This is a genomic window from Streptomyces sp. NPDC058864 (assembly GCF_042742985.1).
In the GTDB taxonomy this organism is placed as follows: domain Bacteria; phylum Actinomycetota; class Actinomycetes; order Streptomycetales; family Streptomycetaceae; genus Actinacidiphila.
In genome coordinates, this window is record NZ_JBHYMQ010000015.1 from 1 (window position 1) to 23,107 (window position 23,107).

Below are 23,107 nucleotides of genomic sequence, written 5' to 3' on the forward strand. Positions count from 1 at the left end.
AACCCGGACCGCCCGCCATGCACATAAATATGCGGTACAGAATGCCCACCCCGGAGGCCCCGCCCCCGGCCCACCCAACGGACAGAGCGCAGACCCGCACCAACCGTCCCCGGGGCAATCGGGCGGGCGGCGGGAAACCGCCCGCCGCAGGCGCAAACGACCCGCACACGACAACCGACCCGCACGAACAACTACCGCAGGCGCCCCAGCGCCCCCCGCACGCGCCGCACATCCCGCAGACGGCGCTCATACGTCGCCCCCACCCCCAGCAGGAGGACGCCCGCCAGGGCGAGCGGCACCCAGCGGGGGACCGCGCCGAGGGCCTGGGCGATGTAGGGCGCCAGTTCGTGCAGCGCGTCGAGCGCGAGCACGCCCGCCCCCAGCAGGAGCGGCGCCGCCAACCGGTGGCGGGCACCGACCAGCAGCACGGCGAGGGCGGACGCCCCCAGGGCGAGGGGCCGGACCCAGCCGGGGTCGCCCCAGGCGGCGGCGAGGCTGGGGAGGAGGGTCGCGGCGAGCCCGGGGGCGTAGGCGGCCCAGGACGAGAACGCGGGGTCGCGGCGCCGCCGCAGCGCGCCGACGGTGAGGGCGGCGACCGTGACGGGGAGCGTGTACGCCTCCGGTGCGTCGACGTCGGACGCCGCGAGGCGCACCCAACTGGCCGCGATCATCAGGCAGGTCGCGACGTACCCGAGCCACCGCCGGTCCGTGCGGAGCGCGGCGACGGCCGCGGCGAGGACGCCCGCGAGGGCGAGCGCCAGGGCGAGCAGTGCGGGGTCGTCGGCGGCGAGGGCGATCCCGAGGAGGGCGGCGGCGTGGCCGGGGTGCTCGAAGGGGCGTCCGGGGGTGCGGAGGGCGGCGGCCTGGGCGGCCGCGGCGATCGCGAGGAGGGCGAACGCGGCGGCGTGGACGGGCAGTCCGGTCCAGACGAGGCCCGCCGCGCAGGCGACCACGGCGGAGGCGGTCACCACGCGGGTGCGGGACGCCGCGGCGTACAGCGCGCCGAAGCAGGCCAGCAGCACGGCGAGCACGGTGAGCGTCGTCGTGCGCTCCGGGTGGGCCCAGGCGACGGCCGTCGCGGCGAGCCCGCACGCGGTCACCAGGGCGGTCCAGGTGAGCGCCCGGGCCGACAGCGCGAGCAGGGCGGCCACGACGACGAGCCGTACGGGCAGCGGACCGGGCACGCAGACGGCGACCGCGGCCTGCACCAGGGCGGCGGAGGCGGCGAGCGGGGCGTACGGGGTGCCGCGGTGCAGCCGTGCTGCCGCGGCCAGTTCGGCGGCGAGCAGGGCGGCCACCGCGACCGCGCTGTACGGGCCCTCCCACACGTCGGGCGCGACGACGCCCACGGTCAGCGAGGGCAGCGCCCACAGCAGAGCGAGGGCGTGCGCCGCGGCGGCTCCGGCCGCGAGTCCCGCGGCCACCGGGCGAGAACGGTCCGGGACGGCGAAGGCCGCGGCAGCCAGCACGACCGCCGCGCACACCAGGTACCCCGGCACGATCCAGTCGCCGGTGACACCGGTCCGGACGACCCCGCCCGCGGCGCCCACGACGGCGAGCGCCGCGACCCCGGAGAGCATCCCGGACACGGCGGCGGGCACGGCGGGGCGGAGCGCGACGGCGAGCGCCACCGCCGCGGCGCCCAGCAGCAGCGCGCCGGCGCGCAGTGCCGCTCCGCCGTCGCCGGCCGATACGGAGAGTCCGCCCGCGGTGAGCAGTCCGGCCGCCCCGACGGCCGTGCCGGCGACGGCGGCGGTGATCCGCGTCCCGCGCCCGCCGGTCAGGAGGGCGGCCGCCGCGTCGAGCGCGGCTGTGACGAGCAGGGCGGCCGCGATGCCGTACGCCGACTCCGCGGCCGACGCCCAGAGCACCAGGGGGAGCTGACCGATCGCCACGGCGAAGGGCACCGGCAGCACGAGCCGCCCGAGCGCCTTCCCGTACCCGGCCCAGAGCGCGGCGACGACGGCCAGGGACACGGCGGCGTAGCGCAGTCCGTCGGCGCCGGCGAAAGCGACGCGGTGCAGCGCGTACGCGTCGAGCAGCAGCAGGACGAGGCCGAGGCAGGCGACCACCTCGGCCGTGGCGGCCAGCGTGCGGCGCATCAGCAGCGCGGGGACGCCGGTCGCGGCGAGCGTCAGGGCGCCCAGGACGGCGGCCCGGCCGCCGATGCCCAGCCGGCCCCAGCTGATGACGGTGAACGCGACGGCGGCGACCGCCAGCAAGGCACCACCCAGGGCGAGCAGCAGGTTCTGCACCGCGCGCGGCGACGTCTCGCGCCGCGGCGGGGCACCCCACGGCGCGCCCGGCCCGGCGCCCCACGGCGCGGGCGGGTACGGCGGGCGCAGCTGGGCCAGCAACTGCCCGCGCCGCACCAGGAGGCGGCCGCGTTCGGCGTCCAGCCGCAGGAGCGCGCGGTCGGTCTCGCGCAGTTCCTCGGCGACCGCCCCGACGAGGGGCAGCGCGCAACGCGGGCACGCGGGCGGCACCGTCGCGGGCAGGTGGGCGCCGCACGCGGGGCAGCGGTCGTGCGGCGGGGGCATCGTCTCCATGGCTCGGAGTGTGGCGCGGCCCACGTGGCCGGGCATGCGCGCCGGTACTCAGATCCGGCCTGAGTACGCACACTGGCCTCATGGACTGGAGCCGTTACCGCTTCCGCAGTCTGTGGCGGATCGCCGCCCCGCCCGAGGTCGTGTACGGCCTCCTGGAGCGTCCGCACGAGTACCCGGCCTGGTGGCCCCAGGTCCGCGAGGTGCGGCAGACCGGCGAGACCGCCGGCGTCCTGCGCTTCCGCTCGGTCCTGCCGTACGACCTGTTCGTCACCGCGCACCAGACCCGCCGCGATCCGCGGGCCCGGGTCCTGGAGGCGGCGATGTACGGGGACCTGGAGGGGTGGGTGCGCTGGACGGTCGGCGCGGACGGCGCGGGCGGCGGCACCCGGCTCCTCTTCGAGGAGGACGTGGTCGTCAACAAGCCGCTGATGCGGCGGCTGGCCGTGCCGTGCCGGCCGCTGTTCCGGGCGAACCACGCCCTGATGATGCGGCAGGGGCGACGCGGCATGGCCGCCCGGCTGCGCGCGGAGGACGCACCCGGCCGGGAAGCCGTTTGAACGCAGCCGCCCGTGCCCTGTATTGTTCAGGTCGTCCCGGGCGATTAGCTCAGCGGGAGAGCACTTCGTTCACACCGAAGGGGTCACTGGTTCGATCCCAGTATCGCCCACCCTCACGAAGGGCCGGTCCATCACGGACCGGCCCTTCGTCGTGCGGCTATGCCGCCGGCTCCTCGGGGGCCCGCAGCGGCGACGGCCGCAGCGGCCAGGCCGGGTCGACGCGGTCGTCCGTGCCGCTGCGGGCGAACCACGCCTGCAGCCCCCGGGCCTGGCCCGCGTGCCAGACGGCCTGCCGGGCGTGCAGTTCGGCGGGCGGCAACCCGCCGATCCGCGCCGCGAAGCGGTGTCCCAGCGTCCGTACGAGGGCGAGCGCGGCGAGCGCGTCCGCCGCGGCGTCGTGGGCGTCGGTCAGCACCACGCCGTAGTGGGCGCACAGGTCGGTCAGGGTGCGGCGGCCCTTGCGGTAGCGGTCGAGGTGCTTGTCCAGGACCCGGGGATCGAGGACGCGCAGCGGGCCGCGGACCAGGTATGCGTCGAGCGCCATGCCGCGGTGGCGCCTCAACTCCCGGTCGAGCAGCGTCAGGTCGAAGGGCGCGTTCATCACCACCAGCGGCACGCCGGCCGCGGCCTGGTCGGCCAGGGCGCGTGCCAGTTCCTCCACCACCGGGCCGGGACGGCGTCCGTTGGCCCGGAGGTAGTCGTCGTCCAGCCCGTGCACCGCGCGGGCCCCTTCGGGCACCGGGACCCCCGGGTCCACCAGCCAGCGCGTCGTCCTGGCGGGTGTGCCGGGGGCGTCCTCGACCACCAACGCGGCCGAGACGACCCGGTCGTGCTCCACGTCGACCCCCGTGGTCTCCGTGTCGAAGGCGGCCAGCGGGCCGTCGTACCAGTGCGGCATGGCGCACCTCCCGTGCGGATCGCAGGATTTGGCGGCCGGCAGGCCGCCCTTACGGTACGTACCCGTGACCGCACGTCACCGAACCGCAACGGTTTGCGACTTGTCGCTGGTGGGGATGAAGATGGCAACGGGGATCACCAGGATTCCCGGGCCCGGAAAGGCACGGAGAGCGATGGCGCTCGAGCAGCCCGGCCCGGGTGGGCTGCTGTCCGAGCGGAACGCACCGCTGCGCGGCGGACTCGCCACCACCAGCTGCATGGAAACCCTCCAGGTGGGATACCTGCACGCGGTGGCCGCCGCCGCCGGTTGTTCGCTCGCCCAGCCCTTCCCGGACAACGGCATCGACTGGCACATAAGCCACAGTTCACACGGCCACGCCGTGGACGACGAGGTCACGATCAAGGTTCAGCTCAAGTGCACCTACCAGGTCGCCCCGCGGCCTCCCGGTCCGACCTTCGGGTTCACCCTCGAGAACGAGCACCTGGTGAAGCTGGCCCGGAACCCGGTCTCGGTGCACAAGATCCTCGTGGTGATGCTCGTGCCGCGCACCCAGGAGGAGTGGCTGCGCGCCAGCCACGACCGGCTGGAGCTGCGGCACTGCTGCTACTGGACGAACCTGGCCGGCCAGGCGGTGACCGGCCGGCGCAAGACCACCGTGCGGATACCCACCGCGCGGATCTTCGACGACCGGGCCCTGTGCGAGATCATGACGCGGGTCGGGGCGGGAGGGAGGCCCTGATGAGCCGGACGGCCGACGACGCACTCGTCCCGCCCGACCCCGAGCGGGTCGACCCCGGCGTCCTCGTCGCGCTGCTCGCCCGCCACGGCTGGCGGCTGCGCGGCGGCGCCCCGGGGCGCTACACGCGCTGGACGCCCCCCGGCGAGCCCGGGTCCGCCGCCCGGACCAGCCTCCTGGTGCCCGAGCGGCACGGCGCGGGTGCCCGCTACGCCGACCACGCCGAACTGCTGGGCGAGGCCCTGGACGCCCTCGCCCGCTGCGGCGAGCCCTCGGCGCGCGAGGTGCTGACGGCGCTGGCCGTCCCGGGCGACGAGATCCGCTGGCACCGCGAGCGGCCGCCGGCCGCGGGCGCGGCCGTGCCGTGGACGGCGGCGGAGCAGTTGCGCGCCGCCGCCCGCGCCATGCTCATGTCCGCGGCCCGCGCCGAACGCGACCGCTTCGGCTACTTCGGCGCGCGCCACACCGGGCACGCCGACGCCTTCCTGGAGCGGGTGCTGGTCGGTGACGCGCCGGGGCACCAGCTGACCGCGTACGTGCCGGTCCCCGAGGGCCGCCGCACCGTGGGCACGCTGCTGCGCGCCCTGCAGGCCACCCGGGACGCGGTGGACTACCAGCGGACCACCGGGGGCATGGAGGCCTTCGACGCGGCCGTCGGCCTCGGTGTCTGCCACGAACTGGCCGAGTCGCTGATCCGGATGGTCCGCGGCACCGAGGGCGTGGCGGTCACCCTCGCCTGGGCCCCGGCGGCCGGTCCGCCCGCGGGGTTCGCGACCGTGCCCGAGCCGGTCGAGTTCTCCCCTGGCGACCTCCCCGCGCTGGAGGCCGCCAGTGATCGTTACGTGCGCGAGGAACCCTCGGTCGACGTGCGTGTCACCGGCACCGTCACCCGGCTGCGACGGCCGCGTCCCTCCGGGGGAGGCACCATCCGGCTGCGCGTCCTGGCCGGTGCCGACGTCCGCCACGTACGCGTCCGCCTGCCGGAGGAGGGGTACCGGATCGCCGCCCAGGCGCACCTGGTCGGGTTGCCCGTCCGGCTCTCCGGCCGGCTGGAGCGGCGGACCGGGTTCCGCCATCTCACCCACCCGTCCGCGCCGGCCCCCGTCCACGTCGACGAGGCCGACCGCGACCGGCTGATGAAGGCCCTGCACGGCGGCGTCGACACTTTCGAGGACTCCTTCGGGGGCTGACCGGGCACCCGCCGGCCGGCGGCCGCGACCGCCCGGCGCTATCGCTTCGCGGGGCACCGGTGCGGCTCGGTAGGATTCAGCGGTGCAGCTTTCCGCTGCCGGACCCAGTGGGACATACGTCAGGAGAGACCGGTGTCAGACGTCCGTGTGATCATCAAACGCGATTCCGAGGAGCAGGAAGAGCGGCTGGTCACGACGGGCACGACGGCGGCCGAGCTTTTCGACGGCGACCGCACCGTCGTCGCCGCCCGCGTCGGGGGCCAGCTGAAGGACCTCGCGTACGAGGTCGCCGACGGTGACGAGGTCGAGCCCGTCGGGATCGCCAGCGAGGACGGCCTCAACATCCTGCGCCACTCCACCGCGCACGTGATGGCCCAGGCCGTGCAGGAGCTCTTCCCGGAGGCCAAGCTCGGCATCGGCCCGCCGATCAAGGACGGCTTCTACTACGACTTCGACGTCGAGAAGCCGTTCCACCCCGACGACCTCAAGCGCATCGAGAAGAAGATGCAGGAGATCGTCAAGCGCGGCCAGCGCTTCTCCCGCCGTGCCGTCGACGACGACGCGGCCCGCGAGGAACTCGCCGACGAGCCCTACAAGCTGGAGCTGATCGGCCTCAAGGGCTCCGCCGCCGAGGCCGCCGAGGGCGCCTCCGCGGAGGTCGGCGCCGGCGAACTGACCATCTACGACAACCTGGACGCCAAGACCGGCGAGCTGTGCTGGAAGGACCTCTGCCGCGGTCCCCACCTGCCCAGCACGCGGATCATCCCGGCGTTCAAGCTGATGCGCTCGGCCGCCGCCTACTGGCGCGGCAGCGAGAAGAACAAGCAGCTCCAGCGCATCTACGGCACCGCCTGGCCGTCCAGGGACGAGCTGAAGGAGTACCTGGACTTCCTCGTCGAGGCCGAGAAGCGCGACCACCGCAAGCTCGGCGCGGAGCTCGACCTGTTCTCCATCCCGGAGCAGATCGGCTCGGGCCTGGCGGTCTTCCACCCCAAGGGCGGGATCGTCCGCCGGGTCATGGAGGACTACTCGCGCCGCCGGCACGAGGAGGAGGGCTACGAGTTCGTCTACACCCCGCACGCCACCAAGGGGAAGCTCTTCGAGACCTCGGGCCACCTGGACTGGTACGCCGACGGCATGTACCCGCCCATGCAGCTCGACGAGGGCGTGGACTACTACCTCAAGCCCATGAACTGCCCGATGCACAACCTGGTCTTCGACGCGCGCGGCCGCTCGTACCGTGAACTGCCGCTGCGTCTGTTCGAGTTCGGCACCGTGTACCGCTACGAGAAGTCGGGCGTCGTGCACGGCCTCACCCGTGCCCGCGGCTTCACCCAGGACGACGCGCACATCTACTGCACCAAGGAGCAGATGGCGGACGAGCTCGACAAGACGCTCACCTTCGTCCTCAACCTGCTGCGCGACTACGGCCTGACCGACTTCTACCTGGAGCTGTCCACCAAGGACCCGGAGAAGTTCGTCGGTTCCGACGAGATCTGGGAGGAGGCCACCGAGACGCTGCGGCAGGTGGCCGAGAAGCAGGGCCTCCCGCTCGTTCCCGACCCGGGCGGCGCCGCGTTCTACGGCCCGAAGATCTCCGTCCAGGCCAAGGACGCCATCGGCCGCACCTGGCAGATGTCGACCGTACAGCTCGACTTCAACCTGCCGGAGCGCTTCGACCTGGAGTACACGGCGGCCGACGGCACCAAGCAGCGCCCGGTCATGATCCACCGTGCGCTCTTCGGTTCCATCGAGCGCTTCTTCGCGGTGCTGCTGGAGCACTACGCGGGCGCCTTCCCGGCGTGGCTGGCCCCCGTCCAGGCGGTCGGCATCCCGATCGGCGACGCGCACGTGTCCTACCTGCAGGACTTCGCCGCCGAGGCGAAGAAGAAGGGCCTGCGGGTCGAGGTGGACGCCTCCGCCGACCGGATGCAGAAGAAGATCCGCAACGCGCAGCGGAGCAAGGTGCCCTTCATGGTCATCGTCGGTGACGAGGACATGGCGGCCGGCTCGGTCTCCTTCCGCTACCGGGACGGCTCGCAGAAGAACGGCATCCCGCGCGACGAGGCGATCGCCGAGATCGCCAAGGCCGTCGAGGACCGCGTCCAGGTCTGAGCCGCCGGCACGACGCACGGCGACGGGCCCCCGGAGGTCAGCCCTCCGGGGGCCCGCCCGCGTCCGGCCGCTCGTCGGCGCGGCGGAAGCTCTTGGTGAGCCAGGCCGAGAAGGATCCGACGACCGCGCCGATCAGGACGACGCCCAGGAACATCACGCCGACCGCGATGACCCGCCCGCGCACCGTCACCGGCACCAGGTCGCCGTAGCCGGTCGTGGTGATCGTGGAGCACAACCACCACACCGACTCGCCGTAGGTGCGGATCTGCCCGCCAGGAGCGTCGTGCTCGTCCGCGTAGACCTGCAGGCTCGCGACGAAGCCGAGGAGCAGCGCGCTCAGCCCCGCGTAGGACATGACCCGGGCCTCCAGGGAGATCCGCGGCTGCATGTGACGGTCCTGGACCCTCCCGTAGATCTGCAGCAGGCGCAGCGGGCGCAGCAGCGGCAGGACGACCACGACCAGGTCGAGCCAGTGCCGGCGGACCCAACTCCAGCGGTGCGGTGCGACGGCCACCCGCACCAGGTAGTCCAGTACGAAGAACCCCCAGGTCACGACGGTGAGCAGGAGCAGCAGGTCGGACCAGCCGGGGGGCAGGTCCGGGGCGAGCACGCGCACCGCGTACGTGACGAGGAACACCAGGGACGCGATGGACAGCGGCACGCTGCCCCGGCGTTCCCACTCCCGCAGCCGCCGCTCCTCATCCATGGGCATGGGGCCAGCATCGTGCCCCGCGGCCGGGAGTGCCCCCGGCGACACGCAGGGCCGTGACGACGCCATATGCTGCAAGGCATGACGAGTGAGCCGGAACTGCAGAACGGAGTGGGGACGCAGGACGCGTTCCAGCGCCTGTGGACGCCGCACCGCATGGCGTACATCCAGGGCGAGAACAAGCCGACCGGCCCCGGGGCCGGGGACGGCTGCCCCTTCTGCGTGATTCCGGAGATGAGCGACGAGGACGGGCTGGTCATCGCGCGCGGCGACGCCGTGTACGCGGTCCTCAACCTCTACCCGTACAACGGCGGCCACCTGATGGTGGTGCCCTACCGCCACGTCGCGGACTACACCGACCTCGACGGACCGGAGACCACCGAGCTCGCCGAGTTCACCAAGCGCGCCATGGTCGCGCTGCGCTCGGCCTCGGGCGCGCACGGCTTCAACATCGGCATGAACCAGGGCACCGTGGCGGGCGCCGGGATCGCCGCGCACCTGCACCAGCACGTGGTGCCGCGCTGGGGCGGGGACACCAACTTCATGCCGGTGGTCGGCCACACCAAGGTCCTGCCGCAGCTCCTCGCCGACACCCGCAAGATGCTCGCCGACGCCTGGCCGGCCGGCTGACCCGGCCGGCAGATCCGGGCGGCAGATCCGGGCGGTCCGCCCGGGGCGCGTCAGTAGACGTCGGCCTCGCTGGGCGAGGCGTCCTGCACCACGTTGCTCAAGATGGACGAGCGGTTGTCGAACTTCGTGACGTCCACGCCGTTCTCCCTCATGACCGAGATGGCCGCGGAGTGCACCGCGCGCAGGATCGGGGTGGCTGCACGCAGCGCGTCGTCGGCCATGAAACGGTGCGTCCACGGGGTCGAGACCCAGGTGTGCCGGAGCCCGAAGGGCTCGGGCAGGGTGATCTTGCCGCCGAGGTGGTCGAGTATCTGGGGGAAGCGGGTCAGGGGGGCGCGGGCGGCGAGCCGCACCACCTCGTCGCTCGCCACGAGCGGCAGCTGGACCTTCTTCTTCTCCCAGAACTTGTAGGGGTGGGCCACCTCCTTCTCCTTGGCCTCCGGAGCGGTGGTGAACAGGGAGTGCACGGGTCCGAGGACGTGTCCGGTCACCTCGACGCGCAGGGTGCTCGCCAGCACGGTCACGGTGACCATCATGGTGATCACCAGCTGGCCGTCCCAGACCACGAACTGCACGCCCAGGTAGTGCCGGTCGCCCTTGTCGAACTGCTGCTCGTTGCAGATGCGCTGGACCTCGAAGTCCCGGACGGTGTAGCCGTCGACGTTCGAGCCGGTGGGCCGGGTGATCTTCTTGGCGCCCGCGCCGACGTGGGAGACGATCCAGTGCTGCACCAGGGGCTTGGGGAAGCCGCCGGTGTGCAGCGGGCCGCGCTGCAGGTCGCGCAGCTTGCCGTGGATCGCCTTGATGACGTCCCAGCTGCGGAACGGGTGGATCTCGCTCAGGCCCTCGCGCGGGGCCAGTTCCTCGGCCATGCGCCACGCGCCCCAGCGGGCCCCCATGCCGAGCACGCCCTTGGGGCCGGCGTAGAACACCACGTTGCTCCGCTGCTCGGCGGAGAGCTTGGCGAGGTTCTGGCGCAGGGTCTCGGCCTTGGTCTGGTTGGGGTTGCGCGGCACGGCCTCGGGGATCTTGGCGCCGACGCCGCTGCCGGAGACCAGGCCCGCCCAGCGGTCGCGCAGGTCCTTGGCGGTCTGCTCGCAGATCCGCTTCGCCCAGAACCAGCCGAGGATCGGCGCCACCATCATCACCCGCAGGTACTGCGACCAGAAACCGGTCAGCGGCGGGTTGAGGACGAACAGGACGGCGAAGAAGCCGACCACGACCAGCACCACCGAGCCGAGCAGCCCCGCCCGGGAGCCCTCGGACTTCCTCACGACGGCGCGGAGTTGGAAGGCGCCCAGCCAGACCAGCACGCCGGGCAGGAAGAGCAGGCCGAACACGGCCATGACCGCCGTCAGTCTGTTGTCGCGCTCCTGGCGGATCCGGTTGGCGGCCAGGCAGTGCTCGACCACCGTCTGCGGCTCCGCGCCGAAGGACTGCACCAGCTCGTTGCGCCCGGCGCCGAGCATCCGGTTCTGCACGGCGCGGGCGAAGGCCTCGCCCAGGTTCGCCCGCAGCAGCTTGACCTTGGCCTCCTTGACCGAGGACATGCCCTCGTCGGCCGCCGAAAGGGTCTGCAGAGGGCTGTCCCGGTACGCGGCGGACGCGAGCGCCTGGGTGGCCCCCGTCTGGCCGTCGACACCGCTCAGCGGTATCTGCGCGCCCGGGCTCAGGAAGTCGAAACCGTCGGTCACTGCCGCCCCCTTCTGGTCCCCGCCCGCGCGGAAGTGAACCCGCCCGGCCCTTTCCCCGGCCGCGGCACCGGCACACCTGCGACGCCGCCCACCCAGCGTATACGGGGCGTGTGACGTGCGTCATCGGCCCGGCGGAAGAAGATCGTCCGCCGGGCCGTCAACCTCCCCCGTCAGGGGGTCACTTACCGGACTCCTGCGCGTGCTGCTCCCTCAGCTTCTGCGCCAGCTGAGGCGGCATCGGCTCGTGCCGGGCGTAGCTGCGGCCGTACCGTCCGGTGCCGTGCGACAGCGACCGCAGGTCGACCGCGTAGCGTCCGATCTCGATCTCCGGTACCTCGGCCCGCACCAATGTGCGTCCCAGGCCGACCGGTTCGGTGCCCAGCACCCGGCCGCGGCGCCCGGACAGGTCGCTCATGACCGGACCGACGTACTCGTCCGGCACCATCACCCGGATCTCGCTGACCGGTTCCAGCAGGTGGATGCGGCACTGTGTGGCCGCCTCGCGCAGGGCGAGCGCGCCCGCCGTCTGGAAGGCGGCGTCGGAGGAGTCCACCGAGTGCGCCTTGCCGTCGACCAGGGTGATGCGGATGTCCTCGACCGGGAAGCCGAGGGCCACGCCCCTGGCGGCCTGGGCGCGGACGCCCTTCTCCACCGAGGGGATGAACTGCCGCGGTACCGCCCCGCCGACGACCTTGTCGACGAACTCGATGCCGGAGCCGACCGGCAGCGGCTCGACCTCGATGTCGCAGATGGCGTACTGGCCGTGCCCGCCGGACTGTTTGACGTGCCGTCCGCGCGCCGTCGACCGCTCGCCGAAGGTCTCGCGCAGCGCCACCTTGTGCGGCACCGCGTCGACCTGCACGCCGTAGCGCGTGCGCAGCCGCTCCAGCGCCACGTCCATGTGTGCCTCGCCCAGGCACCACAGCACGACCTGCCGGGTGTCGGGGTTCTGCTCCAGCCGCATCGTGGGGTCCTCGGCGACGAGCCGGGACAGGCCGACGGACAGCTTGTCCTCGTCGGCCTTGCTGTGCGCCTGGATCGCGACCGGCAGCAGGGGGTCCGGCATCAGCCAGGGCTCCATGAGCAGCGGGTCGTCCTTGGCGGAGAGGGTGTCGCCGGTCTCCGCCCGGGTCAGTTTGGCGACGCAGGCCAGGTCGCCCGCGACGCAGTGCGGAACCGTCCGCTGCTGCTTGCCGAACGGCGAGGACAGGGCGCCCACGCGCTCGTCGACGTCGTGGTCCTCGTGGCCGCGGTCCTCCAGGCCGTGACCGGAGACGTGGACCGTCTCGTCGGGGCGCAGGGTGCCGGAGAAGACCCGCACGAGGCTGATCCGCCCCACGTACGGGTCGGAGGAGGTCTTCACGACCTCGGCGGCCAGCGGCCCGTCCGGGTCGCAGGTGAGCTGCGTGTGCGAGGTGCCCTGGGGCGTGGTGACCTGCGGGACCTCGCGTTCCAGCGGCGTCGGGAAGCCACCGGTGACCAGCTCCAGCAGCTCCACGGTGCCGATGCCCTGCTTGCAGCCCTCGGCGGCCGGCGCGGCGGCCAGCACGGGGTGGAAGGAGCCGCGTGCCACGGCCCGCTCCAGGTCCTGGACCAGCGTCTTGAGGTCGAGCTCCTCGCCGCCGAGGTAGCGGTCCATGAGGGTCTCGTCCTCGCTCTCGGCGATGATCCCCTCGATCAGCCGGGCGCGTGCCTCGTCCAGCTCCGGCAGCTGCCCGTCGTCCGGCGGGCGCTCCTCGCGCTTGCCGGAGGAGTAGTCGTAGACCCGCTGCGACAGCAGGCCGATGAGTCCGGTCACGGGTGCGTGGCCGTCCGCGGTCTCCTCGCCGTGCAGCGGGAGGTACAGCGGCAGCACCGAGTCGGCGGAGTCGCCCCCGAAGGCCTCACGGCAGGTCTCGGTCATCTCGTCGAAGTCGGCCCGCGCCGCCTCCAGGTGCGTGACGACGACCGCGCGCGGCATGCCGACCGCCGCGCACTCCTCCCAGACCATGCGGGTGGCGCCGTCGACGCCGTCGGCCGCCGAGACGACGAAGAGGGCCGCGTCCGCTGCCCGCAGACCGGCCCTGAGCTCCCCCACGAAGTCGGCGTACCCGGGGGTGTCCAGCAGATTGACCTTGATCCCGTCCCACTCCACCGGTACCAGCGAGAGCTGTACCGAGCGTTGCTGACGGTGCTCGATCTCGTCGTGGTCGGAGACGGTAGCGCCGTCGGCCACGTGCCCGGCGCGGTTCACCGCCCCTGTCGCCAGGGCGAGCGCCTCGACCAGTGTCGTCTTCCCGGAGCCACTGTGGCCGACCAGCACCACGTTGCGCACGTCCTCGGGCCGGCCGGCCGCCAATGCCCTTCCGGCGGCTCCCGGACCTGCATCTCTCCTGTCGCCCATGTGCCTCGCCTCCCGGTCCGTCACGGCATGGGGACTGGCGCCACGGGAGACCACCCGCCCAGGGCGGTCTGCAGTGACGCCCGCGGTAATTCGACCTTCCCACGCCCGTCACGGTGCGTCCATACGTCGTACGTGCCGCGGCAGGACGGGAGCCACGGAGCCGTGCCGGATCGCGCCTGGCTACGATGGGCCAGCCGGGCGGCCGACGGGGCCGCGCCGGGGCACCCTCGAACCCCTCCGGGAAGGCCATGCTGAACAAGTACGCGCGTGCTTTCTTCACGCGTGTCCTCACACCGTTCGCCGCGTTCCTGCTGCGCCGGGGCGTCAGCCCCGACACGGTCACGCTGATCGGCACGGGAGGCGTGGTCGCGGGAGCGCTGGTCTTTTACCCCAGGGGCGAGTTCTTCTGGGGCACGGTCGTCATCACGCTCTTCGTCTTCTCCGACCTGGTCGACGGCAACATGGCCCGCCAGGCGGGCGTCTCCAGCCGCTGGGGCGCCTTCCTGGACTCCACCCTGGACCGGGTCGCCGACGCGGCCATCTTCGGCGGGCTGGCGCTGTGGTACGCCGGGGGCGGGAACGACCTCGTGCTGTGCGCGGTGACGATCTTCTGCCTGGCCAGCGGCCAGGTGGTCTCGTACACCAAGGCGCGCGGTGAGAGCATCGGACTGCCGGTCGCGGTGAACGGCCTGGTCGAGCGGGCCGAGCGACTGGTGATCTCACTGGTGGCCTGCGGTTTCGCCGGGCTCCACAAGTTCGGCGTCCCCGGCATCCAGTGGCTGCTGCCGATCGCCCTGTGGATCGTGGCCGTCGGCAGCCTGGTGACGCTGGTGCAGCGGGTGATCACCGTGCGCCGCGAGGCCTTCGAGGCCGACGCGGCGGCGCACGAAGGGAGCGGGACGGCGTGAAGGACGGGCTGACCGACGCGCTGTACGGACTGGGCTGGGGCGCGGTCAAACGACTGCCGGAACCCGTCGCCGCACGCCTCGGGCGGTCCATCGCCGACCTGGCCTGGAGCAGGCGGGGCAAGGGCGTGCAGCGCCTGGAGTCCAATCTCGCCAGGGTCGTGCCCGGCGCCGACGAGGCGCGGCTGCGCGAGCTGTCCAAGGCCGGCATGCGCTCGTACCTGCGCTACTGGATGGAGTCCTTCCGGCTGCCGGCCTGGAGCAAGGAGCGTGTCCGCACCGCGTTCGAACCCAAGGACCTGCACAACCTGGAGGACGGCCTGGCCTCCGGCCGCGGTGTCGTCCTCGCCCTGCCGCACATGGCCAACTGGGATCTCGCGGGCGCCTGGGTCACCACCCGGCTCGGGGTGCCCTTCGCCACGGTCGCCGAGCGGCTGAAGCCCGAGAGCCTGTACGACCGCTTCGTCGCCTACCGCGAGGGCCTGGGCATGGAGGTGCTGCCGCACACCGGCGGCGCCGCCTTCGGCGCGCTGGCCCGGCGGCTGCGCGGCGGCGGCCTGGTGTGCCTGGTCGCCGACCGGGACCTGTCCTCCTCCGGCGTCGAGGTGGAGTTCTTCGGCGAGGCCACGCGGATGCCCGCGGGTCCCGCCCTCCTCGCCCAGCAGACCGGGGCACTGCTGCTGCCGGTCACCCTCTGGTACGACGACTCGCCCAACCTCCAGGGCCAGGTGCATGCCCCGATCGAGGTGCCGGAGGACGGCACGCGGGCGGAGCGGACCGCCGTCATGACGCAGCGCCTGGCGGACGTCTTCGCCGCCGGCATCGCCGAGCACCCCGAGGACTGGCACATGCTGCAGCGCCTGTGGCTCGCCGACCTCGAACCGCGGCCGGACGCGTCGGCCGGGCAACCCGGGGGGCGCGGCGCGGCGTCCTCCCCGGAGTCCGGCGACCCCATCGACCGCTCCGGAACGGAGAAGCCTTGAGGATCGGGATCGTCAGCCCGTACTCGTGGGACGTCCCCGGCGGCGTCCAGTTCCACATCCGCGACCTCGCCGAGCACCTCATCGCGCTCGGCCACGAGGTCTCCGTCCTGGCGCCGGCCGACGACGACACCCCGCTGCCGCCGTACGTCGTCTCCTCCGGACGCGCCGTGCCCGTGCCGTACAACGGCTCGGTCGCGCGGCTCAACTTCGGCTTCCTGTCGGCCGCGCGGGTGCGCCGCTGGCTCCACGAGGGCGCCTTCAACGTCATCCACGTCCACGAACCCTCCTCGCCCTCGCTCGGCCTGCTGACCTGCTGGGCGGCGCAGGGGCCGATCGTGGCCACCTTCCACACCTCCAACCCGCGCTCCCGGGCGATGATCGCCGCCTACCCGATCCTGCAGGCCGCGCTGGAGAAGATCAGCGCCCGGATCGCGGTCAGCGAGTACGCCCGCCGCACCCTGGTCGAGCACCTGGGCGGCGACGCCGTCGTCATCCCGAACGGCGTCGACGTGGGCTTCTTCGCCGGCGCCGAGCCCAAGACGGAGTGGCAGGGCGGGGACGACCCCGGTGCGGAAGGTGAGCGGACCATCGGCTTCATCGGGCGCATCGACGAGCCCCGCAAGGGCCTGCCCGTGCTGATGAGGGCCCTGCCGAAGATCCTCGCCGAGCGGCCGCGCACCCGGCTGCTGGTCGCCGGACGGGGCGACGAGGCCGAGGCCGTGGAGGACCTGCCCGAGGAGATGCGCGACCGGGTCGAGTTCCTCGGCATGGTCAGCGACGAGGACAAGGCGCGGCTGCTGCGCAGCGTCGACCTGTACGTGGCGCCCAACACCGGCGGCGAGAGCTTCGGGATCATCCTGGTCGAGGCCATGTCGGCGGGGGCGCCGGTGCTCGCCAGCGACCTGGACGCCTTCCGCCAGGTGCTCGACGGGGGCGCGGCCGGTGAGCTCTTCCCCAACGAGGACCCGGACGCGCTGGCGGCCTCCGCCGTGCGGCTGCTGGGCGACACCGAGCGCCGAGCGCAGCTGCGCGAGCTGGGCTCGCGGCACGTCCGGCGCTTCGACTGGTCGGTCGTGGCCGCCGACATCCTCGCGGTGTACGAGACCGTCACCGCGGGCGCCGCGTCGGTCGCCGCCGACGAGCGGGTGGGCCTGCGGGCCCGATTCGGCTTCGCCCGCGACTGAGGCCCCCGGCGGTACGCGCCGGGTGCCGCGGCGGTTCCGGTGCGCCCGGTGCGTGCGGGTGCCCCGGTTGCGTGGCGGTCCGTGGTTCGGGCTGTGACCCGCCCAATGGGTGCGGCGGGCGCGCAGGCTGCCCTGCGGTTCGTGGCTGCACCGGTGATCGTGGCGCCGCAGTGGTCCGGTGCTCGCACGGCGGTCCCAATGGTCCGACCCCGCTTGGGCTGGGTGGTCCGGTGCCCGGTCGGCCCGGCCCGTGGTGCTCCGGTGCCCTGCGGTCCGTGACCGCGGCGGTGCCCGCGCGGCGGGCCGTCGTTCCCGTGCCCCGTGGACCGGCGACCGCGAGGGTGCCCCGCGCAGCGGTCCGGCGGCGGCCGGGGGACCGTACCGCGCGCACCGGTAGCCTTGCGGCCCGTGACCACCTTCATCTGGGTCGCCGTGGCGCTGGTCGCCGTCGGCCTCTACCTGAGCTGGACCGCGGGGCGGCTGGACCGCCTGCACGCCCGCATCGACGCCGCCCGGGCCGCGCTGGACGCGCAGCTGCTGCGCAGGGCCTCCGTGGCGCAGGAGCTGGCCACCGCGGGGGTGCTGGACCCGGCCGCGAGCATCGTGCTCTACGAGGCGGCACACTCCGCCCGGCAGGCGCAGGACGAGCAGCGCGAGGTGGCCGAGAGCGAACTGAGCCAGGCGCTGCGCGCCGTCTTCGCCGAGTCCGACGCGGTCGACGCCGTCCGGGCCGCGCCCGGTGGCCAGGAGGCCGCCCACGAGCTCACCCAGGCGGTGCGCCGGGTGCCGATGGCACGGCGCTTCCACAACGACGCCGTACGTGCCGCCAGGGCGCTGCGCGCGCACCGCAAGGTGCGCTGGTTCCGGCTCGCCGGGCACGCGCCGCGGCCGATGACCTTCGAGATGGACGACGAGCCCCCGGTCGTGCTGACCGTCGAGGGCGTGGCAGGCCACTGAGGATCGATTGGCCCTTTTGCGGTGCACTTCGTGCGGTCCACCATGAAACACAGAGCAGCCATCGGTGTTCCGCCGGTCACCCGTGAGGAGGCCGGCGGACGCCGCGGGCCGCCGCCAACCCGCAGTTGAGTCTCCGAGTGAGGTCCCCGTGTCCACCACGCTTCCCAGCACCCCCGAGTCCCCCGAGACCGGCACCGCCCGCGTCAAGCGCGGCATGGCCGAGCAGCTCAAGGGCGGCGTGATCATGGACGTCGTCACCCCCGAGCAGGCCAAGATCGCCGAGGACGCGGGCGCCGTCGCGGTCATGGCGCTGGAGCGGGTCCCGGCCGACATCCGCAAGGACGGCGGCGTGGCCCGCATGTCCGACCCGGACATGATCGAGGGCATCATCGACGCCGTCTCGATCCCGGTCATGGCCAAGTCCCGCATCGGCCACTTCGTCGAGGCCCAGGTCCTGCAGTCGCTCGGCGTCGACTACATCGACGAGTCCGAGGTCCTCACCCCGGCCGACGAGGTCAACCACTCCGACAAGTGGTCCTTCACCACCCCGTTCGTCTGCGGCGCCACCAACCTGGGCGAGGCCCTGCGCCGCATCGCCGAGGGCGCGGCCATGATCCGCTCCAAGGGCGAGGCCGGTACCGGCAACGTGGTCGAGGCCGTCCGCCACCTGCGCCAGATCAAGAACGAGATCGCCCGCCTGCGCGGCTACGACAACCACGAGCTGTACGCCGCCGCCAAGGAGCTGCGCGCCCCGTACGAGCTCGTCAAGGAGGTCGCCGAGCTCGGCAAGCTGCCCGTGGTGCTGTTCTCCGCCGGTGGTGTCGCCACCCCGGCCGACGCCGCGCTGATGCGCCAGCTCGGCGCCGAGGGCGTCTTCGTCGGCTCCGGCATCTTCAAGTCCGGCGACCCGGCCAAGCGCGCCGCCGCCATCGTGAAGGCCACCACCTTCTACGACGACCCCAAGATCATCGCGGACGCCTCCCGCAACCTGGGCGAGGCCATGGTCGGCATCAACTGCGACACCCTCCCCGAGGCCGAGCGCTACGCCAACCGCGGCTGGTAAGCGCCCCGAGCCCCCGATGGGCAGGCCGGCGACGGCCTGCCCGTCGTCCGTCGCCCCACCCACGTTCCGGAAGGTCCCGCACCGTGTCCAGCAGCACCCCGACCATCGGAGTCCTCGCCCTCCAGGGCGACGTCCGCGAGCACTTGGTCGCACTCGCCGAGGCCGACGCCCTGGCCCGCCCCGTGCGGCGGCCCGAGGAACTGGCCGAGGTGGACGGCCTGGTGGTCCCCGGCGGCGAGTCGACCACGATGTCCAAGCTCGCCACGCTCTTCGGCCTGATGGAACCGCTGCGCGACCGCATCCGGGACGGGCTGCCGGTCTACGGCACCTGCGCCGGCATGATCATGCTCGCCGACAAGATCCTGGACGGCCGGGACGACCAGGAGACCTTCGGCGGGATCGACATGATCGTGCGCCGCAACGCCTTCGGCCGGCAGAACGAGTCCTTCGAGACCACGGTCGAGGTCGAGGGCGTCGAAGGCGGCCCGGTCGAGGGCGTCTTCATCCGCGCCCCCTGGGTCGAGTCCACCGGCAGCGCGGTCGCCACGCTGGCCCGTCTCGACGACGGAACGATCGTCGCCGTCCGCCAGGGCAACCTGCTGGCCACCTCGTTCCACCCCGAACTGACCGGGGACCACCGCGTGCACCGCTACTTCGTGGACATGGTGCGCGCCGCCCGGTGACGTGATCCCGGTAGGATCGCAGTGTTCGTGAAGCAATCGGTGACGTGAAGGAGACAGGCTGATGTCCGGCCACTCTAAATGGGCTACGACGAAGCACAAGAAGGCCGTGATTGACGCCAAGCGCGGCAAGCTCTTCGCGAAGCTGATCAAGAACATCGAGGTCGCCGCCCGTGCCGGCGGTGCCGACGTGTCCGGCAACCCGACCCTCTTCGACGCCATCCAGAAGGCCAAGAAGAGCTCGGTGCCCAACAAGAACATCGACAGCGCGGTCAAGCGCGGCGCCGGTCTCGAGGCGGGCGGCGCCGACTACGAGACGATCATGTACGAGGGTTACGGCCCCAACGGTGTCGCGGTGCTCATCGAGTGCCTCACCGACAACCGCAACCGCGCCGCCTCCGACGTGCGCGTCGCCATGACCCGCAACGGCGGCTCCATGGCCGACCCGGGCTCGGTGTCGTACCTGTTCAACCGCAAGGGCGTCGTGATCGTCCCCAAGGGCGAGCTCGGCGAGGACGACGTGCTCGGTGCCGTCCTGGAGGCCGGCGCGGAGGAGGTCAACGACCTCGGCGAGTCCTTCGAGGTGCTCAGCGAGGCCACCGACCTCGTCGCGGTGCGCTCGGCGCTGCAGGAGGCCGGCATCGACTACGACTCCGCGGAGGCCAACTTCGTGCCCACCATGCAGGTGGAGCTCGACGAGGAGGGCGCCCGCAAGATCTTCAAGCTCATCGACGCGCTCGAGGACAGCGACGACGTGCAGAACGTCTTCGCCAACTTCGACGTCTCCGACGAGATCATGGAGAAGGTCGAGGCCTGATCCGTCCGACAGGACGCACGGCAGGACGGCGGCCCGTGGGGATGACACACCCCCACCGGGCCGCCGTCGTTGTCGGTGGCACCCGATAGCCTCCAGGAACCCGCTGAACGGCTGTCCGAGGGAGGGAGGGGCGCGGTGCGTGTGCTGGGCGTGGACCCGGGGCTGACCCGGTGCGGCGTCGGTGTGGTGGACGGGACTCCGGGCAGGCCGCTGCGCATGGCGGGGGTCGGCGTCGTCCGTACCCCGGCGGAGGCCGACATCGGCCACCGCCTCGTGCTGGTCGAGCGCGGCATCGAGGCCTGGCTGGACGAGTACGCGCCCCAGGCGGTCGCCGTGGAACGGGTGTTCAGCCAGCACAACGTGCGCACCGTGATGGGCACCGCCCAGGCCAGCGCGGTCGCCATCCTGTGCGCGTCCCGCCGCGGGCTGCCGGTGCACCTGCACACCCCCAGCGAGGTCAAGGCCGCCGTCACCGGCAGCGGCCGGGCCGACAAGGCCCAGGTGGGCGCCATGGTCACCCGGCTGCTGCGGCTCGACGCCCCGCCGAAACCCGCCGACGCCGCCGACGCGCTGGCGCTCGCCATCTGTCACATCTGGCGCGGCACCGCGACCAACCGCCTCCAGCAGGCCGTCGCCCGAGCACGAACCCAGGAGCCCAGCACATGATCGCCTTCGTCAGCGGGCCGGTGGCCGCCCTCGCCCCCGACACGGCCGTGATCGAGGTCGGCGGCATCGGGATGGCCGTCCAGTGCTCCCCGGGCACCCTTGCCGCACTGCGCGTGGGGGAGCCGGCCCGGCTCGCCACCTCCCTCGTCGTCCGCGAGGACTCCCTCACCCTGTACGGCTTCGCCGACGACGACGAGCGCCAGGTCTTCGAACTGCTCCAGACCGCCAGCGGGGTGGGCCCCCGGCTCGCCCAGGCCATGCTCGCCGTGCACAGCCCGGACGCGCTGCGCATGGCCGTCGCCACCGGTGACGAGAAGGCGCTCACCGCCGTCCCGGGCATCGGCAAGAAGGGGGCCCAGCGGCTGCTGCTGGAACTCAAGGACCGCCTCGGCGCCCCCGTCGGCGGGGCGGGCGCCGCACGCCCCGCGGTGGCCGCCGGACCCGCTTCGTGGCGCGAGCAGCTGCACGCCGCGCTCATCAGCCTGGGCTACCAGCCGCGCGAGGCCGAGGAGGCCGTCGCCGCCGTGGCCCCGCAGGCCGAGGCGAGCACCGATCCGCAGGTCGGGGCCCTCCTGCGGGCCGCCCTGCAGACCCTGAACCGAGCCCGCTGACCGTAGCCCGCCGACCGTAAGGCGCACCGAAGTGAACTGGGACGACGAGTCCGTACCGACCACCGCCGACCGTCTCGTCGGCGCCGCCGCCGACGGCGAGGACCAGGCCGTCGAGGCGGCGCTGCGGCCCAAGGCGCTGGAGGAGTTCGTCGGTCAGGAGCGGGTGCGCGAGCAGCTCGACCTGGTGCTGAAGGCCGCACGCCAGCGCGGCGGCACCGCGGACCACGTACTGCTCTCCGGGGCCCCCGGACTCGGCAAGACGACCCTGTCGATGATCATCGCGGCCGAGATGGGCGCCCCGATCCGCATCACCTCCGGCCCCGCGATCCAGCACGCCGGGGACCTCGCGGCGATCCTCTCCTCACTCGCCGAGGGGGAAGTGCTCTTCCTCGACGAGATCCACCGGATGTCCCGGCCCGCCGAGGAGATGCTCTACATGGCGATGGAGGACTTCCGGGTCGACGTCATCGTCGGCAAGGGGCCCGGAGCCACCGCCATCCCCCTCGAACTGCCACCGTTCACCCTGGTCGGCGCCACCACCAGGGCGGGCCTGCTGCCGCCGCCGCTGCGCGACCGCTTCGGCTTCACCGGCCACATGGAGTTCTACGCACCGGCCGAGTTGGAGCGGGTCATCCACCGGTCCGCGCGGCTGCTGGACGTCGACATCGAGTCCGAGGGCGCCGCGGAGATCGCCGGCCGCTCCCGCGGCACCCCGCGCATCGCCAACCGACTCCTGCGCCGCGTACGGGACTTCGCGCAGGTGAAGGCCGACGGCGTGATCACGCGCGAGGTCGCCGCGCAGGCACTGGACGTGTACGAGGTCGACGGCCGCGGGCTGGACCGGCTCGACCGCGCCGTGCTGCGGGCCCTGCTGGGGCTCTTCGGCGGCGGCCCGGTGGGGCTGTCGACACTGGCGGTGGCCGTGGGGGAGGAGCGGGAGACGGTGGAGGAGGTGGCCGAGCCGTTCCTGGTGCGCGAGGGGCTCCTGGCGCGCACGCCCCGCGGCCGGGTGGCCACTCCCGCCGCGTGGGCACACCTCGGACTCGTGCCGCCACAGGGCGGCGGACCCGGGCAAGACGGGCTGTTCGGCCCTTGACGGCGGGGAGACTCGCCGCCGCAGGAACCTCGGTGTAATGCTTGGCGTTGTTCCACCGGCGAACGAACGCTTAGACTCCGCCGACGTCGTACCTCCGGGAGCGACGCCCACAATCCCGTAGACCAGGCCCCAGCGGCCGTGCGAAGGATCGTCAAGACACCATGAATCTGGTTCAAATCCTGCCTTTCGTCCTGATCATCGGTGTCATGCTGCTGATGACCCGCTCCGCGAAGAACCGGCAGCGCCAGGCCACGCAGATGCGTGACCAGATGGCCCCCGGTTCGGGCGTCCGGACGATCGGCGGCATGTACGCCGTCGTCAAGGAGGTCAACGAGGACACGGTCCTGCTGGAGCTGGCCGACGGCGTCCACGCGCACTTCGCGAAGAACGCCATCGCCGCGGTCCTCGACCAGGCCGAGTACGACCGCATCGTCCACGGCATCGACCCGGAGCCCGAGCTCGAGGCGCACGGCGCCGAGGACGTCGAGGACGCCGGGAAGGACGACGAAGCCGTCGACCTGAGCAAGTCCGCCGACGAGGCCGCGGCCGCGGACGCCCCCAAGACGGACGGCACCGACAAGAAGTAACGGCCCGCCCGGTACTTTTCCAGGGTCGGCAAGTCCGTACTACTCATCGTGCCGCCCCGCTGCGCGCAGGTCGCAGGGCGGTTGGACAGGGAGAATC

The 23,107-nt window shown here is 73.0% G+C and carries 21 protein-coding genes and 1 tRNA gene; 17 read left to right on the forward strand and 5 right to left on the reverse strand.

Translation table 11 applies throughout. The features are described 5' to 3' along the window. Window positions 1–191: 191 nt before the first annotated feature. Entirely contained in the window at window positions 192–2,549 is a 2,358-nt protein-coding gene (locus tag ACFW3D_RS14140; protein ID WP_500504402.1) for an SCO7613 C-terminal domain-containing membrane protein, read from the reverse strand. 80 nt (window positions 2,550–2,629) lie between these two features. Here ACFW3D_RS14140 and ACFW3D_RS14145 point away from each other — a divergent pair, with 80 nt between their 5' ends. Then, window positions 2,630–3,106 (forward strand): SRPBCC family protein, encoded by a 477-nt coding sequence (locus ACFW3D_RS14145; protein WP_500504403.1) that lies wholly within the window; start codon window positions 2,630–2,632, stop codon window positions 3,104–3,106. A gap of 38 nt (window positions 3,107–3,144) precedes the next feature. Continuing rightward, window positions 3,145–3,216, forward strand: a tRNA-Val gene (locus tag ACFW3D_RS14150). 47 nt (window positions 3,217–3,263) lie between these two features. Here ACFW3D_RS14150 and ACFW3D_RS14155 read toward each other — a convergent pair. Further along, window positions 3,264–4,004, reverse strand: a complete 741-nt coding sequence (locus ACFW3D_RS14155; protein WP_500504404.1) for an exonuclease domain-containing protein — start codon at window positions 4,002–4,004, stop codon at window positions 3,264–3,266. A 172-nt stretch (window positions 4,005–4,176) separates the two neighbouring features. Between ACFW3D_RS14155 and ACFW3D_RS14160 the strand changes: the two genes are divergently transcribed. From ACFW3D_RS14160 to thrS, 3 genes are all read left to right on the forward strand, one after another. After that, window positions 4,177–4,743 carry a DUF4365 domain-containing protein gene (locus ACFW3D_RS14160; protein ID WP_500504405.1) on the forward strand — a complete coding sequence of 189 codons (567 nt, stop codon included), beginning with the start codon at window positions 4,177–4,179 and terminating at the stop codon, window positions 4,741–4,743. Continuing rightward, window positions 4,743–5,930: a hypothetical protein gene (locus ACFW3D_RS14165; RefSeq protein WP_500504406.1), complete on the forward strand. Its 1,188-nt coding sequence runs from the start codon at window positions 4,743–4,745 to the stop codon at window positions 5,928–5,930. Before ACFW3D_RS14160 ends, ACFW3D_RS14165 begins: the two co-directional genes overlap by 1 nt. Before the next feature lie 132 nt (window positions 5,931–6,062). After that, window positions 6,063–8,045, forward strand: coding sequence for a threonine--tRNA ligase (thrS, locus tag ACFW3D_RS14170; protein ID WP_500504407.1), 1,983 nt, complete (start codon window positions 6,063–6,065; stop codon window positions 8,043–8,045). Between the two features lie 37 nt (window positions 8,046–8,082). On the opposite strand, the gene ACFW3D_RS14175 is transcribed toward thrS, so the two are convergent. After that, entirely contained in the window at window positions 8,083–8,757 is a 675-nt protein-coding gene (locus tag ACFW3D_RS14175; RefSeq protein ID WP_500504408.1) for a potassium channel family protein, read from the reverse strand. Window positions 8,758–8,823: 66 nt separating this feature from the next. On the opposite strand from ACFW3D_RS14175, the gene ACFW3D_RS14180 reads away from it, so the two are divergent. After that, window positions 8,824–9,384: an HIT family protein gene (locus ACFW3D_RS14180; protein ID WP_499603387.1), complete on the forward strand. Its 561-nt coding sequence runs from the start codon at window positions 8,824–8,826 to the stop codon at window positions 9,382–9,384. Between the two features lie 50 nt (window positions 9,385–9,434). Here ACFW3D_RS14180 and ACFW3D_RS14185 read toward each other — a convergent pair whose 3' ends face one another. After that, window positions 9,435–11,078 (reverse strand): AbeC-like domain-containing protein, encoded by a 1,644-nt coding sequence (locus tag ACFW3D_RS14185; RefSeq protein ID WP_500504409.1) that lies wholly within the window; start codon window positions 11,076–11,078, stop codon window positions 9,435–9,437. Window positions 11,079–11,256: 178 nt separating this feature from the next. Next, window positions 11,257–13,461, reverse strand: a complete 2,205-nt coding sequence (locus ACFW3D_RS14190; RefSeq protein ID WP_500504410.1) for an elongation factor G-like protein EF-G2 — start codon at window positions 13,459–13,461, stop codon at window positions 11,257–11,259. A gap of 185 nt (window positions 13,462–13,646) precedes the next feature. On the opposite strand from ACFW3D_RS14190, the gene pgsA reads away from it, so the two are divergent. From pgsA to yajC, 11 genes are all read left to right on the forward strand, one after another. After that, on the forward strand, window positions 13,647–14,369 hold the full coding sequence (gene pgsA, locus ACFW3D_RS14195; protein WP_500504411.1) for a phosphatidylinositol phosphate synthase: 723 nt from the start codon (window positions 13,647–13,649) through the stop codon (window positions 14,367–14,369). Then, a complete protein-coding gene (locus ACFW3D_RS14200; RefSeq protein WP_500504412.1) occupies window positions 14,366–15,349 on the forward strand; it encodes a phosphatidylinositol mannoside acyltransferase in 984 nt (327 codons plus the stop codon). The genes pgsA and ACFW3D_RS14200 overlap by 4 nt, the downstream gene beginning before the upstream one ends. Beyond that, on the forward strand, window positions 15,346–16,533 hold the full coding sequence (locus ACFW3D_RS14205) for a glycosyltransferase family 4 protein (protein ID WP_500504413.1): 1,188 nt from the start codon (window positions 15,346–15,348) through the stop codon (window positions 16,531–16,533). The genes ACFW3D_RS14200 and ACFW3D_RS14205 overlap by 4 nt, the downstream gene beginning before the upstream one ends. A gap of 399 nt (window positions 16,534–16,932) precedes the next feature. After that, window positions 16,933–17,490: a LemA family protein gene (locus tag ACFW3D_RS14210; RefSeq protein ID WP_500504414.1), complete on the forward strand. Its 558-nt coding sequence runs from the start codon at window positions 16,933–16,935 to the stop codon at window positions 17,488–17,490. A gap of 148 nt (window positions 17,491–17,638) precedes the next feature. Beyond that, the gene (pdxS, locus tag ACFW3D_RS14215; RefSeq protein ID WP_089227750.1) at window positions 17,639–18,553 is read left to right on the forward strand and encodes a pyridoxal 5'-phosphate synthase lyase subunit PdxS; all 915 of its coding nucleotides are present in this window, start codon (window positions 17,639–17,641) and stop codon (window positions 18,551–18,553) included. An 83-nt stretch (window positions 18,554–18,636) separates the two neighbouring features. Continuing rightward, window positions 18,637–19,236, forward strand: coding sequence for a pyridoxal 5'-phosphate synthase glutaminase subunit PdxT (pdxT, locus tag ACFW3D_RS14220; protein WP_500504415.1), 600 nt, complete (start codon window positions 18,637–18,639; stop codon window positions 19,234–19,236). A 61-nt stretch (window positions 19,237–19,297) separates the two neighbouring features. Further along, window positions 19,298–20,050: a YebC/PmpR family DNA-binding transcriptional regulator gene (locus ACFW3D_RS14225; protein WP_500504416.1), complete on the forward strand. Its 753-nt coding sequence runs from the start codon at window positions 19,298–19,300 to the stop codon at window positions 20,048–20,050. Between the two features lie 135 nt (window positions 20,051–20,185). Then, window positions 20,186–20,716: a crossover junction endodeoxyribonuclease RuvC gene (gene ruvC, locus ACFW3D_RS14230; RefSeq protein WP_500504417.1), complete on the forward strand. Its 531-nt coding sequence runs from the start codon at window positions 20,186–20,188 to the stop codon at window positions 20,714–20,716. Further along, the gene (gene ruvA / locus ACFW3D_RS14235; RefSeq protein WP_500504418.1) at window positions 20,713–21,327 is read left to right on the forward strand and encodes a Holliday junction branch migration protein RuvA; all 615 of its coding nucleotides are present in this window, start codon (window positions 20,713–20,715) and stop codon (window positions 21,325–21,327) included. Before ruvC ends, ruvA begins: the two co-directional genes overlap by 4 nt. Before the next feature lie 31 nt (window positions 21,328–21,358). After that, window positions 21,359–22,423, forward strand: a complete 1,065-nt coding sequence (ruvB, locus tag ACFW3D_RS14240; protein WP_500504419.1) for a Holliday junction branch migration DNA helicase RuvB — start codon at window positions 21,359–21,361, stop codon at window positions 22,421–22,423. A gap of 161 nt (window positions 22,424–22,584) precedes the next feature. Next, window positions 22,585–23,010, forward strand: a complete 426-nt coding sequence (gene yajC / locus ACFW3D_RS14245) for a preprotein translocase subunit YajC (RefSeq protein WP_500504420.1) — start codon at window positions 22,585–22,587, stop codon at window positions 23,008–23,010. The last annotated feature ends 97 nt before the right edge of the window (window positions 23,011–23,107 follow it).